This is a genomic window from Starkeya sp. ORNL1 (assembly GCF_012971745.1).
In the GTDB taxonomy this organism is placed as follows: Bacteria; Pseudomonadota; Alphaproteobacteria; order Rhizobiales; family Xanthobacteraceae; genus Ancylobacter.
In genome coordinates this window covers 1,565,254-1,579,448 of record NZ_CP048834.1, presented here as the reverse complement: position 1 = coordinate 1,579,448, position 14,195 = coordinate 1,565,254, and the positions used below count along the sequence as shown (strand labels likewise).

General features: G+C 68.2%; 8 protein-coding genes. 3 read left to right on the top strand and 5 right to left on the bottom strand.

The features are described 5' to 3' along the window. Nucleotides 1-151: 151 nt before the first annotated feature. The 4 genes from G3545_RS07650 to G3545_RS07635 all read right to left on the bottom strand — a co-directional run bounded on the left by G3545_RS07650 (nucleotide 152) and on the right by G3545_RS07635 (nucleotide 3,525). A complete protein-coding gene (locus G3545_RS07650) occupies nucleotides 152-1,429 on the bottom strand; it encodes a beta-ketoacyl-ACP synthase (RefSeq protein WP_170011360.1) in 1,278 nt (425 codons plus the stop codon). A gap of 74 nt (nucleotides 1,430-1,503) precedes the next feature. After that, a complete protein-coding gene (locus G3545_RS07645) occupies nucleotides 1,504-2,694 on the bottom strand; it encodes a beta-ketoacyl-ACP synthase (protein ID WP_170011358.1) in 1,191 nt (396 codons plus the stop codon). Beyond that, nucleotides 2,687-3,205 (bottom strand): 3-hydroxyacyl-ACP dehydratase FabZ family protein, encoded by a 519-nt coding sequence (locus tag G3545_RS07640; RefSeq protein ID WP_170011356.1) that lies wholly within the window; start codon nucleotides 3,203-3,205, stop codon nucleotides 2,687-2,689. The genes G3545_RS07645 and G3545_RS07640 overlap by 8 nt, the downstream gene beginning before the upstream one ends. Nucleotides 3,206-3,243: 38 nt before the next feature. Then, a complete protein-coding gene (locus G3545_RS07635) occupies nucleotides 3,244-3,525 on the bottom strand; it encodes an acyl carrier protein (protein ID WP_170011354.1) in 282 nt (93 codons plus the stop codon). A 411-nt stretch (nucleotides 3,526-3,936) separates the two neighbouring features. On the opposite strand from G3545_RS07635, the gene G3545_RS07630 reads away from it, so the two are divergent. Continuing rightward, nucleotides 3,937-9,225, top strand: coding sequence for an alpha-2-macroglobulin (locus tag G3545_RS07630; protein ID WP_170011352.1), 5,289 nt, complete (start codon nucleotides 3,937-3,939; stop codon nucleotides 9,223-9,225). Continuing rightward, the gene (pbpC, locus tag G3545_RS07625; RefSeq protein WP_170011350.1) at nucleotides 9,222-11,276 is read left to right on the top strand and encodes a penicillin-binding protein 1C; all 2,055 of its coding nucleotides are present in this window, start codon (nucleotides 9,222-9,224) and stop codon (nucleotides 11,274-11,276) included. The genes G3545_RS07630 and pbpC overlap by 4 nt, the downstream gene beginning before the upstream one ends. Before the next feature lie 198 nt (nucleotides 11,277-11,474). On the opposite strand, the gene G3545_RS07620 is transcribed toward pbpC, so the two are convergent. Next, nucleotides 11,475-11,681, bottom strand: coding sequence for a DUF1127 domain-containing protein (locus G3545_RS07620; protein ID WP_170011348.1), 207 nt, complete (start codon nucleotides 11,679-11,681; stop codon nucleotides 11,475-11,477). Between the two features lie 430 nt (nucleotides 11,682-12,111). Between G3545_RS07620 and G3545_RS07615 the strand changes: the two genes are divergently transcribed. After that, on the top strand, nucleotides 12,112-13,218 hold the full coding sequence (locus tag G3545_RS07615) for a choloylglycine hydrolase family protein (protein WP_246702735.1): 1,107 nt from the start codon (nucleotides 12,112-12,114) through the stop codon (nucleotides 13,216-13,218). Nucleotides 13,219-14,195 lie beyond the last annotated feature (977 nt).

Below are 14,195 nucleotides of genomic sequence, written 5' to 3'. Positions count from 1 at the left end.
TGCACCCGGTTCTTACCTCTCCCCGAGGGGGAGAGGTCGGCCCGCAGGGCCGGGTGAGGGGGAAGGGCGGCCAGCATCGGAGAGCGTGCGTCCCCCTCACCCCAACCCTCTCCCCCACGGGGAGAGGGAGCAGAAGCGGCCAATATCCGCGTCACGCCGGCTCGCCCGCGATCACGAGGCAGACATTCTGCCCGCCGAAGCCGAAGGAGTTCGACATCACCCGGCGCACGTCCGCGTCGCGGGCAACGTTCGGCACCACGTCGAGCGGGATGGCCGGGTCCGGCACCTCGTAATTGATGGTCGGCGGGATGCGGCCGTTCTGGATGGTCAGCAGCGAGAACACCGCCTCGATGGCGCCGGCCGCGGTCAGAGTGTGGCCGATCATCGACTTGTTGGACGAGAGCGGAATGCTGGGGAGCCGCTCGCCGAACACCGCGCTCATGCCGGTGTACTCCATGCGGTCATTCTCCGGCGTCGAGGTGCCGTGGGCGTTGATGTAGTCGATCTCGTCCGGATTGACGCCCGCATCCGCCAGTGCCGCGCGCATGCAGCCGATCACCGGCTTGGCGTCCGGGCTGGAGCGGGTGCGATGGAAACTGTCGGCCATCTCGCCGACGCCTTCCAGCACGCCGAGCACCTTGGCGCCGCGCGCGGTGGCGTGCTCCAGGCTTTCCAGCACCAAAGCGCCGGCGCCCTCGGCGATGATGAAGCCGTCGCGATTCTTCGAGAACGGACGCGAGGCCGCCTCCGGCTTCTCGTTGTTGGCGGAAAGCGCCGAGAGCAGCGAGAAGCGGATCAGCGCTTCCGCCGTCACCGAGCCGTCGGTGGCGATCGAGAGGGCGGCGTCGCAATCGCCGCGGCGGATGGCTTCGACCGCGAGCTGGATCGAGGTGTTGCCGGAGGCGCAGGCGGTCGACAGCGAGATCGGCTGGCCGCGCGTGCCGAAGCGGTCGGCGAGATGGTCGGCGATCGAGCCATAGAGGAAACGCTCGTGCCACGCATCATGGCCGCCGGTCTCGGCGGCACGCAGCAGGTCGTCATAGGAGATCGGGCCGTTGGCGGCGGATTCGCGGCCGAGGATGCGGCGCTGCGGCCATTCCAGCTCGATCGGCGGCACGGCGCAGAACAGCGGCCCCGGGAAATCGCCCTTCGAGCCGATGCCGGACTGGGCGATGGCCTCATCGGCGGCAAGCGAGGCCAGTTCCTCGGAGAGGTCCGGCGCGGTGCGCGAGCTCGGCAGATAGTCCACCGTGCCGGCAATGGTGGTCTTCAGCGTGGCGATGGGAAAGCGGGTAATGCGGTGAATGCCGCTCTCGCCGGCCGTCAGCTTCGCCCAATTGTCCTGCTTGCCCTGGCCGAGCGAGGTCATCAGGCCCATGCCGGTGATGACGACGATGGGCCGGCCGGCCTTATCGGTATAGGACGCCATGTGTTCGCCTCCTGATGCCCCCCGGCATGGTCCATAGGCACTGCTAAGCCCCGGTCATAACCGCGGCAGGGAGATCAGTCGACCTTCTCGACCAGCGCGACTCCCTCGCCGCGCCAATGCCCCACGCCGGTCACGATGGCACGGGAAAGTGTGCCCTCGAAAGGCTCTTCCAGAGCTTCCCCAGGGAGAGGTGCGATCAGCTTGCCCTTGGAAACGGCGAGCGCGGCGATGGCCAGCGCCACCGGCATCTGCGCCTCCAGCCCGTGGCCGACGCGGTCGGTCACCGAGCGCACCGGCAGTCCGGCCTTCGCCAGCACGGCGGCTTCGGCGAGAGTCGGCTCCGGCGCGCCGCTGGCGGCGGAGAATACCGCTGTGCCATCGGACGTGCCGGCGATCTTGCCGGCTTCGCTGATCAGCTTCTCCAGCACCGCCTCGACGGCGCCGGGCTGGTTGCGCTTGGCCCGCTCCGACCAGACGCCGGAAAGCTTGGCGATCGGCGTCACGCCGCGGGCCCTGGCATGCTCGGCTGATTCGAGCACCAGGAAAGCGCCGGCCGAGCCGGTCGGCACGCCCTTGGGTTCGGTGAGCACCGGCGCCCAGGGCGCCATCATGGCGAGCCGCTTCAGCGCGAAGAGCAGCAGCATGTCGCGGCGCTCGGCATTATAGGCGCCGCCGACCAGGGCGATCTCGCTGGTGCCGCCGGCAATGCGGGCCCAGCCGATTCGCACCGCGTCGGTACCCGAGCTCTCCTCGCCCATGAAGGTGCGCGAGGAGCCGGTGACGCCATGGACGATGGAGATGTTGCCGGCCAGCAGGTTCGACAATTGGGCGAGGAACAGCGTCGGGCGCAGGTCCGACTGGAGCCGTTCGTTCAGATAGACGTCCGGGTCCGGCTGCTTCTCGATCTCGGTGAGGATGGAGCCGTCGACCGACTGGTCGCGCTCGCCGCCGCCCGCCGCCACCACCATGTCGGTGGTGCCGAGTATGTCCTTGTTGCCGGCGATCCCCGCCGAGGCGAGCGCCAGGCCGGCCGCATAGGTGCCGATGCGCTGCCAGGGCTCCATCTGCCGCTGGTCGCCCTTCTTGGGGATCTGGAGGTCGAAATTGATCTTGGCGAGCGGGTGCACGACATAGGGCGCAAAGCCCGACTGGTCGAGCACCGGCTCGGCGCCGCCTTCCAGCGCCGCCCAATGCGCGTCGAGCCCTTCACCCAGCGACGAGACGAGCCCGATGCCGGTGATCCATACGTCGCGGCGGTCAGGCATGCGCGAGGTTTCCCGAAATGTCCGTTTCGCCGACGCCGAGACCCTTGCCGTCGCAGTTCATCGGCATGCCGATGCGCTCGGCTGTGGAGAGCAGATAGCCGCGCAGCTCCGGGGCGGGGAAGGCCATGGTCTTCAGCGTCAGCTCGGCGTCGCACACCGGCTTGCCGTCGATCCGGCCCTTGGCCGAGAGCTTGGCGTAGCCGGAACCGTCATGCAGCAGCGCGGCGTCGACCTCGATGGTCTGGCCCGGGGTGACGAAGGTGCGCAGCCGACCCTTATCGACCGAGGCGAGGAACGCCATGCGGTCGAAATTGTGGGTGCGCAGCAGGAGCATGCCGCAGCTCTGCGCCATGATCTCGAACAGCAGCACGCCGGGCAGCAGCGGATGCCCCGGGAAGTGGCCTTCGAAGATCGGGCTTTCGAGCGGAACGAGGTTCGCGGTCTTCATGGTGCGCGCCTCGAGGTCGAGGTGGAGCACCTTGTCGATCATCTGGAAATATTCGAGCCGCATTCCCCGTCCTGCCCTGCCACGCTGCCTCGCCGACCGCCTCAGGCGGTCTTGGCGGCGATCAGCTCGTCGATGCGGGCGCAGAGATTCTTGAGCACGAAATACTGCTCGGTCGTCGCCTTGCCCTCGTTGACTTCCTGGGTCCACTGCTCGAGCGGCAGCTTGATCCCGAACGCCTTGTCGATGGCGAAGGCAATATCCAGGAAGTCCAGGCTGTCGATGCCGAGATCGTCGATGGCGTGGCTATCCGGCGTGATGTTCTCGCGCGGGATATCGCACGTCTCGGCGATGATGTTGGCGACGGTGTCGAACGTGGAAGACATGGACTTCCTCTGGTCTCGGCTGGCCCGGGGCCGGCGGTGATGTGGTCAGGGCGCCTCGCCCGCAGCTTATCGCTACGTCCGGGCCCCAAAAGGGATGTCGGCCCGTATACCTAAGCGCGCTGGCCTATTCAATGGCACGTGAACGGCAATGCACGGTGTGTGGCTTATGGGTCGTCGATGGCGTCGCTTCTTAAAGTAGCACGTCATCCTGAGGTGCGAGCGCAGCGAGCCTCGAAGGATGCTCGCACGGAGCGGCTTCGAACGGTATCTCATTCATGCGCCGTTCAAGCCGCGCCGCCTAGAGCCAAGCTTATTGCGTCATCGCGTCCGGCTGACACCGCTCTGCCATACTCCGGTCGTGAACTGACGCTCCGTTATCGGCGACCGGTCGGCGAATTCCCGGGGGCTCCCATGATCCAAGTTCTGTCGCGCGCGGTTCTCAGCGCCGCGCTTTCGTTTGCCCTCGTGACCGGCGCGGCGGCGCAGACGCCGCCAAAGCCGCCGGCGGCCCCTCCACAGGCCGCGGCCCCGCCAGCCGCGGTACAGGCGCCGCTGCCCAAGACCTATTCGCGCTCCGACCTCGTCGAGGCCGCCCGCAAGCTCGAATCCGGGCTGAAGCGCTCGCAGAAGCCGCTGGCCAAACCCGCGCCGCAGCTGCGCAAGGATGCCGACGCCGCGCTCGCCAAGGGCGATGCCCGCACCGCCGCCGACCTCTATTCCAGCCTCGCCATCAATGCCGGCAACGATGCCGGCCTGTGGCTGCGCCTCGCCCGCACCATCACCCTCATCAAGCCGAAGGAAGACGAGGATCAATATACCTTCCTCGATCGCGCCGCCGGCGCCGGCTATCTCGCCTATCGCCGCGCCACCAGTCGCAATGACGAGGCCGACGCGCTGTTCTTCCTCGCCCACCTCTATTCCGACCGTTCGGTGTGGCGCGCCGCGCTCGACACCGAATTGCTGGCATTGTCCTATCGCGAAGTGCCCGCGGAGCGCGCCTGGTATGACAAGCTGCGCGCCGAGAAGGGCTTCCGCATCTATGACTATTCGGTCGATTCGGACGCCGCGAACCCGCGCGTCTGCATCCAGTTCTCCGAGAACCTGGCGCCGGGGCGGATCGACTACGCCTCCTTCATCACCGTGTCCGGCCAGGACAAGCCGGCGGTCACCGTCGACGAGACCCAGCTCTGCGTCGAAGGGCTGAAGCATGGCGAGCGCTATAATGTGCAGGTGCGCGCCGGCATCCCCTCGGTGATTCCGGCCGAGAAGCTGCTGAAGGCCTCCGACCTCTCCATCTATGTGCGCGACCGCAAGCCCGCCGCGCGCTTCACCGGCCGCAATTACGTGCTGCCGCGCTCGGGCCCGCGCGGCATTCCGGTGGTGTCGATCAACACCAGCGCGGTGGCGGTGGAACTCTACCGCATCGGCGACCGCAGCCTGCTGACCTCCGCGATCGACGGCGATTTCCTGCGCAATCTCGAAGGCTATGACCGCACGAAGCTGAAGGAAGGCCGCGCCGAGCTGGTGTTTTCCGGCCAGCTGGAGACCGCGAACACGCTGAACCAGGATGTCGTCACCTCCTTCCCGGTGGACGAGGCAGTGGGCACGCTGGCGCCCGGCGTCTATGCGCTGACCGCCGCACCGACCGGAGATTCCGGGAGCACGGACGACGATTATTCAGCTCGCGCCACGCAATGGTTCGTGGTGTCCGATCTCGGCCTCACCGCGCTTTCCGGCAATGACGGGCTGACCGCCATCGTGCGCTCGCTCGGCACCGCCAGGCCGACCGCCGATGTCGAACTGCGCCTTGTCGCCAAATCCAACGAGGTGCTGGCCACGGTGAAGACCGACGCCACCGGCACCGCGCATTTCGATGCCGGGCTGGTTAAGGGCAAGGACGGCTTCGCCCCGGCGGTGCTGATCGCCCGCGGCGCGGATGGCGACTATGCCTTCCTCGCGCTCAAGGACCAGGCCTTCGACCTCACCGACCGCGGCGTCGGCGGCCGGGCATCGCCTGCAGGGTTGGATGCTTTCGTCACCCCGGAGCGCGGCGTCTACCGCACCGGCGAGACCGTGCATGTCACCGCTTTGGTGCGCGACCCGCAGGCCAAGGCGGTCGCCGGCGTGCCGCTGACCCTGATTCTCAAGCGCCCCGACGGCGTCGAGGATCGCCGCCTGCTGGCGCAGGATGCCGGCGCCGGCGGCCGCGCCGCCGACCTGCCCGTCATGGCCGGCGCGATGTCCGGCACCTGGCGCATCGAGGCCTATTCCGATCCCAAGGGCTCGCCGATCGGCGAGGCCACCTTCCTGGTCGAAGACTATGTGCCCGAACGGCTCGACCTCACCTTGACCGCCGCCAGCCCGACCATCGCCCCGGACAAGCCGGCCGAGATCGCCGCCAATGGCCGCTGGCTGTTCGGCCCGCCGGCCGCCGGCCTCGATATCGAGGCGGAGATTGCGGTCAGCATCGCCAAGGAGCGTCCCGGCCTTCCCGGCTGGCGCTTCGGCCGCACCGATGACGGCTTCGAGACGGTGCGCACCCCGCTGGCCGAGACGCCGCGCACCGATGCCAATGGCAAGGCCAGCCTCAAGGTCACGCTGCCGCAATTGCCGCCCACCCAGCGCCCGCTGCAGGCGGAAGTGATCGTGCGCCTCGCCGAAGGCGGCGGGCGCGCCATCGAGCGTTCCATCAAGCTGCCGGTCGCGGCCACCAGCGCCGGCATTGGCGTGCGCCCGCTGTTCAAGGGCGAAGACCTTGCCCAGGGTTCGCAGGCCGGGTTCGACGTGATGGCGGTGGACGCCGCCGGCAAGCAGATCGCGAAACCCGGCGTGAAGTGGGAGCTGTTCCGCATCGAGAGCAGCTACCAATGGTATCGCACCGACGGCATGTGGAACTATGAGCCGGTGAAGTCCACCCGCAAGGTGGCCGACGGCACGCTGGACCTCGCCGCGGATGGCACGGCGCGCATCACCGTGCCGGTGGAATGGGGCCAATACCGGCTCGAAGTGGCCCAGGGCGACACCTCGACCACGGTGCCGTTCGCCGCCGGCTGGGGCGGCGACGCCACCGCCGAGACGCCGGACCGGCTCGATGTCGCGCTCGACAAGGCGGAATACGCCCCGGGCGAAACGCTCAATGTGAACCTCAATAGCCGTTATGCCGGCTCCGCCACCGTGCTGGTCGTCGGCGACGGTGTGCTGGCCTCGAAGACCGTCGATGTCACTGCGGGCGACACCAAGGTGACGTTCCCGGTCGATGCCAAATGGGGACCCGGCGCCTATGCGCTGGCCTTCCTGCATCGCCCGCTCGATGTCTCCGCCGGCCGCAATCCCGGCCGCGCCATCGGCCTCGCCTGGTTCGGCGTCGACCATGCCGCGCGCACGCTTGCCGTGAAGCTGGAGGCGCCCGAGAAGGTGCGTCCGGAGAATACGCTCTCGGTGCCGGTGACGCTGACCGGGCTGAAGTCGGGCGAGGAGGCGTACATCACCGTCGCCCTCGTCGATGTCGGCATCCTCAACCTCACCGGCTTCGAGGCGCCGGATCCGGACGACCATTATCTCGGCCAGCGGGCGCTCTCCACCGAGGTGCGCGACCTCTATGGCCAGCTCATCGACGGCATGATGGGCTCGCGCGGCCGGCTGCGCTCCGGCGGCGACGCCATGGATGGCGGCATGAAGGCCGACCCGCCGACGCAGCCGCCGCTCGCGCTGTTCTCCGGCGTGGTCAAGGTCGGCGCGGACGGCAAGGCCAATGTAGAGTTCGCGGTGCCGCCGTTCGATGGCACCGGCCGGCTGATGGCGGTGGCGTGGAGCGCCGACAGGGTCGGTCATGCCGAGCAGGACGTGACGATCCGCGACCCCATCGTCATCACCGCGACGCTGCCGCGCTTCCTCGCCAGCAATGATAAATCGACGCTACGGCTCGACTTGAGCAATGTCGAAGCCGAAGCCGGCGACTATGCGCTCGACATCGTGGCGGACGGCCCGGTGGCGGTTGCGGATGCGCCGAAGAGCGTGAAGCTGGAGAAGGGCGGCAAGCAGGCCCTCATCCTCCCGGTCTCCGGCACCGGCATCGGTCCGGCCAAGCTCTCGGTGCGGCTCAGCGGCCCCGGCGGGCTGGCGATCAACCGCGACTACAACATGCGGGTGCGCCCGGCTTACCTCGAGATCGCCCGGCGCACCGTGCGCTCGCTCAAGCCCGGCGAGAGCATCACCGTCAGCGAGGACCTGATGGCCGACCTGGTGCCCGGCACCGGCTCGGTGGTGGTCTCGGCCGGCCCCGATCCGGCGCTCGACGTGCCGGCGCTGGTCACCGCGCTCGACCGCTACCAGTTCACCTGCTCGGAGCAGCTCACCTCGCGCGCCCTGCCGATGCTCTATCTGAGCGAGCTGACCAAGGGCTCGCCGGTGCGGCTCACCAACGATCCCGAGCAGCGCATTCGCGAATCCATCGAGCGCATCAGCGCCCGGCAGGGTTCGGACGGCTCGTTCGGGCTGTGGAGCGCGGGCGGCAACGACCTGTTCCTCGACGCCTATGTCACCGACTTCCTCACCCGGGCCCGCGAGCGCGGCTACAAGGTGCCGGAGCTGACCTTCACCCTGGCGCTCGACCGGCTGAAGAACGCCATCGCCATCTCAGGCAGCGATGACGGCCCGACCGGCGACGGCGCGGCCTATGCCATCTATGTGCTGGCCCGCAACGGCCGCGCGCCGCTCGGCGACCTGCGCTATGTGGCGGATGCCAAGCTCGACGAGGTGAAGAGCCCGTTTGCCCGCGGCCAGATCGCCGCGGCGCTCGCCATGCTCGGCGACAAGGGCAGGGCCGAGAAGGTGTTCAACGCCGCGCTGGAATTCCTGCCGGCCGCGGCGCCGGCGGACACGCTGGGCCGGGCCGATTTCGGCTCGGTGCTGCGCGACGCCGCCGGGGTCGCGACGCTCGCGGCCGAGGCCGGTTTCCCGGATGCCGCCCGCACTGCGCGGGTGCGCCTCGCCAGCGCTGCGGCCAGCGCCGGGCGCACCTCGACGCAGGAGGATGCCTGGCTGCTGCTCGCCGCGCGGGCCGCGCGTACCGGTGAAGGCATCGCGCTCGATGTCGACGGCACGCAGACCACCGGCATCTATCAGCGCAGCCTCAGCCGCGACGAACTCGCCGGCCATCCGCTGACGCTCACCAATCGCGGCACCGCGGCGGTCGATGTCGCGGTCTCGATCAATGGCTCGCCGGCAGCGCCTGAGCCGGCGGCCGAGAAGGGCTTCAAGCTGACGCGTTCCCACTTCACGCTCGACGGCAAGCCGGCCGATCCCGCCAAGGTTAAGCAGAACCAGCGCCTCGTCGTGGTGCTGGAGGCAGAAGAAGAAGAGGCGGCGCCGTCCCAGGTGCTGATGGTCGACTATCTGCCGGCTGGCCTCGAGATCGACAATCCGAACCTTGCGGTCGGCGGCGAGACCAGTTCGCTGGCCTGGCTGGAGGAGACCACCGAGGCCGACCACACCGAGTTCCGCGACGACCGCTTCGTCGCCGCCTTCGACCTCACCGAGGATGCCGAGGAGCCCGGCACGCTGCGCGTCGCCTATATTGTCCGCGCCGTCTCGCCCGGAACCTATGCCCACCCGCCGGCGACGGTGGAGGACATGTACCGTCCCGGCCGCTTCGCGCGGACCGCGGCCGGCTCCATGGAGGTGACGGGAGGGGCCAAGTGAGCGTGCTCGCGCGCCTGTCCGCCGGCCTGCTGCTGGCCGGGGTACTGGTCGGCGGTGGCACCTATGCCTGGGTTTCGGGGGTGCGTCATGACGCACCCCCGGCGCCAGGCATCGCCTTCTCGCCGGAAGTGCAGGACCGCGACGGCCTGCTGCTGCGGGCGTTCCCGCTCGCCGACGGCCGCTGGCGGCTCAAGGCCGAGCCGGCCCGCGTCGATCGGCGTTTCCTCGGCATGCTGGTCGGCTATGAGGACAAGCGCTTCTACCAGCATGGCGGCGTCGATCCGCTCGCCATGGTGCGCGCCGCCTACCAGTTCGCCACCCATGGCCGCATCGTCTCGGGCGCCTCGACGCTGACCATGCAGGTGGCGCGGCTGCTGGAGCCGCGCGAGGAGCGCAGCCTCAAAGCCAAGCTCAAGGAAATGCGCCGCGCCATCGAGCTGGAGGCGCGTCTCTCCAAGGAACAGATCCTCGCGCTCTATCTCGCGTTGGCGCCCTATGGCGGCAATCTCGAAGGCGTGCGCGCCGCCAGCCTCGCTTATTTCGGCAAGGAGCCGAAGCGCCTGACGCTGGCCGAAGCCGCGTTGCTGGTGGCGCTGCCGCAATCACCCGAGCAGCGCCGGCCGGACCGCGCCCCGCAAGCCGCCCGCGTTGCGCGCGACGGCGTCATCGCGCGACTCAATGAGGACGGCCTGTTCGGCGCGCCGGAGGCCGAACTGGCGCGCACTGCCGCGCTCATCGACCGGCGCCTGCCGATGCCGATGTTCGCCGCCCACGCCACCGAGGCCGCGCTGCGCGAGCGCCCGGCGGCGGGCGTGCAGCGCCTCGCCATCGACCGCGGCACGCAGGATCGGCTGGAGGACCTCGCCCGCGAGCGCGCCCGCTCGCTGGGCGATGGCGTGTCGCTGGCGATGATGGTGGTGGACAATGCCTCGGGCGACATCCTCGCCCGCATCAGCGGCGCCGACCCCGCCGACAAGGACCGAGCCGGTGCGGTGGACCTGACGAAAGCGGTGCGCTCGCCGGGCTCGACGCTGAAGCCCTTCATCTATGGCCTCGCATTCGAGGACGGCATCGCCCATCCCGAGACGCTGATCGACGACAAGCCGACCCGTTTCGGCACCTACCGGCCGGAGAATTTCGACCTCGGCTTCCAGGGCACCATCCCGGTGAAGCAGGCGCTGCAATTGTCGCTGAATGTGCCGGCGGTGGCGCTGCTGCAGGGCGTCGGTGCGCAGCGCCTCGCCTCGCGGCTCAGCGAGGCGGGCACGCGCCTGGTGCTGCCGCCCGGCGAGGTGCCAGGGCTGGCGGTTGGGCTGGGTGGTGTCGGGGTGCGGCTGGAGGATCTCGCCTCGCTCTATGCTGCGATTGCCCGCGGCGGCGAGGCCAAAGCGTTGCGGGCGCGGGCCGACGATGTGGCGACGGCGCCGGTCGGCGCGCACCGGCTCATGAGCGAGGTGGCGGCCTGGTATCTGGCGCAGACGCTCGCCGGCACCCCGCCGCCGCACAATGCGCTGGGCGGGCGGATCGCGTTCAAGACCGGGACGTCGTTCGGCTATCGCGACGCCTGGGCGGTGGGCTTTGACGGGCGGCGGACCATGGCGGTGTGGGTGGGGCGGCCGGACGGCCAGCCGGTGCCGGGCATGATCGGGCGCACCGCGGCGGCGCCGCTGCTGTTCGATGCGTTTGCGCGGCTGACGACCCGGCCGGCGCCGTTCGCGCAGCCGCCGCGCGATGCGCTGGTGGCGCGCAATCCCGACCTGCCGCCGCCGCTACGCTATTTCGGCCGGGCAGGGGGCATGAGTGTGGGGACGGGGCCGCGGATCGCGTTTCCACCGGAGGGCGCCAGTCTGGACCAGGACGGCGACGGGCCGCTGGCGCTCAAGGTGAGCGGCGGCCGTGGCGGATTGACGATGCTGGTGAACGGCGTGCCGGCAGGCGAAACCGCCCGCGGCGCGACATTGTTCTGGCAGCCGCCGGGCAAGGGCTTCGTGCAGCTGACGGTCACGGACGCGGATGGGGCGAGCGACAGCGTCACCGTCCGCGTGAGGTAGTTGGCTGGAAGCTCGCCACCCGGAACGACCTCATCCTGAGGTGCCCGGCAACGCCGGGCCTCGAAGGATGCTCGCCTCCGGTGGCCTTCCCCTGCTCCATCATCCTTCGAGGCTCGCTTGCGCTCGCACCTCAGGATGAGGACTCGTAGGGATCATCAGGCGCGGCGCCTTCAGGAGCGCCGCGTCGGACCTATATATTCAGCGACCGGCGACCGCGACGCGGGCAATGTCACCACGGGTGATGCCACGGCGAGCAAGGGCGGCGTCGGACAGGCGCGAGAGCTGCTCGTAGCGGGCAGCGATGCGCTGGCCTTCGGCGATGGCGTCGAAGAAAGCGCCGATGCCGTCGACAACGCGCGTGAACAGGTCGGGCGAAGCGCGGCGGCTGAGCGGCAGGGTGTTCATAGCAAGTCTCCTGTATTCGGTATGCCAGCAATATAGCTAGCTTTGTGCGTCGCAACAGTCGCAATGCTGCATGACAGCACTGTACTGGACGCATGGTAAGCTGGGCGCTCTCACGTGCCGCGCTTTACCATTCCGCAACCATGATGCGGTGAAAGGCATCTATAATGGTATTATATAACCAGCACACACAAGGTTACCCACAAAACGCATGCAAAAGACACGGTCTGGCTATGCGTCAGGAGCGGGGCGATTCGCGACGCATGGCGACGCTCCCGCGACACGTATGGTGCCTGAAGGCCATCCCACTGCGCGGACAGGTCATGGAGCGGAAACCACGCCGATAATTGCCTGAGATAGGTATGCGGTTCTGGTGGTAATGATCCCGGGAATGCATTCGAGAGTTTCGAAACGCGTCCCAGGAGACCTGCCCGTGGCCAAGCCTTCCGCCTTTACAAGGGCTCTTTCCGTCGTCGGCATCGGAGCCATCTTGCTGAGCTGCGCCGCACAGTCGGCGCAGGCCTGCACCGGCATCCGCCTCGTGGCCGCCGACGGCACGGTCGTCAATGCGCGCACGATGGAGTTCGGCATCGACATCCAGTCCGACGCGATGATGGTGCCGCGCGGCTTTGCACGGACCGGAACCACGCCGGACGGCAAGCCAGGGCTGAAATGGACGACGAAATACGCCAGCGTCGGCATGAACGGCGTCGGCCTGCCGATCCTGTTCGACGGGCTGAACGAGAAGGGCCTCGCCGCGGGAATGTTCTATTTCCCGACCTCTGCCGGCTACATGCCCTATAGCCCCGCCGTCGCCGACAAGAGCATCGCGCAATGGGAAGTGGTCTCGTGGGTGCTGGAGAACTTCGCCAGTATCGACGAGGTGAAGGCCCACATCGGCGACATCGTCGTGCCGTCAGTGGTGTTCGGCAGCTGGGGCTTTGCCCCGGAGGCGCACTATGTCGTCCATGACGCTTCGGGCCAGTCCATCGTCATCGAGTATGTCGGCGGCAAGCTGACCGTCAACGACAACCCGCTGGGCGTCATCACCAATTCGCCGGCGTTCGACTGGCACATGACCAATCTGCGCAATTATCTGAACTTCTCGATGACCAATGCGCCGCCGGTGCAGCTCGGCAGTGTCAAGATCGTTCCCACCGGACAGGGCACGGGCATGCTGGGATTGCCCGGCGACTTCACGCCGCCCTCCCGCTTCGTGCGCGCGGTGGCGTTCAGCCAGTCCGTATTGCAGCCCAAGACGGGCAGGGACGCCGTGCTTGAAGCCTTCCACGTCCTCAACCAGTTCGACATACCGAAGGGGGCCGCTCGCGACGCCGAGAAGGATTCCCACGGCAACGTCGTCGCCGACTACACGGTCTGGACCGGCGCCGCGGACCTCAAGGCCCGCCGCTACTATTTCCGGACCTACGAGAACAGCCAGATCAGGATGGTCGACCTGATGTCGATGGCCGTCGACGGCAAGGACATCGTCAAGCTGTCGACCAAGGGCGACGAAGTCATCGTGCCGCTGACCAAATAGCGCATCGCGACACCGCCCTGCGCGCGATCCCGGCGCGCGCCCAGCCGGGCGACGTGCGCGAGATGCGGGAAGAGGGAATTACAAGCCAGACGCTCAGGCAACAGCTTGGCGATCGGCACGGCCGACGAGGCGGCAGCGCTTCCGGGTTCGTCGTGAGGCTGTAGCTGTCAGCGCATCGCCAAGCCAAGATCCTTCAGCGTGTCCTCCATCCGGAAACGGCTGAGGACGGAGCCGTGCATGTTGCCGGATGGACACGCCGGGGCGCCGGCTATGGCCAGACCATCAAATGATGTGAATACGGCTCAGTGGTCGGCTCATATATCCGGCGCGGGGTTCTCTGCCTCGCTCGCAAGTGAGACTAGCCGCTCGGGGCCTGGGGGGCCGGCGCCGGGCGGCTTTTGTCGCTTTGGCGTTCACGGTGGACCGCAGCGGACGGATTTGCGCCACTCGTGTCGGAGAGCCGGGAGACAGAGCGGCCTTCAACTCGGGAAGGCGCCGCCCGGATGGGTATGAGGGATCATTACCGGGCGGCGCCTTCGCCGATGCCGCGAGTACGAGGGCTAGGCGGCTCGCGGCGCAATCAGGTTAGTGTGGGTTGAAACGCCGGGATTCCATCATTTGATGGTTTGCGGGCAGACTTTCTCGACGGTCCCCAGCCTTCGCTGCAGCGCCACGCCAAGCCGAGATCGTTCAGCGCGCCTGCCGGTCAGAATGGCCGCCATAGACCCACGTGCCGCCTCCGTCTGCATCGCGTCGATGTGCTGCGACTTGATTCTCTGAATAGATCGTCTGGATTCTCGCCTGGCGAGTGCCTGGCGCTTCCGTCGGCGCGCCAACTTCGATTGTCGCGTCCATTACTCGGTGTCGCTGGTCTCGCCCGTGGAGGTCGATTGCGTCTCTTGCTTTTTGGACGACCGAGCGCCACCAGAACGCGATACTGGCGCCGCGGTGACGGATGATAATACCGCCGACTTCTT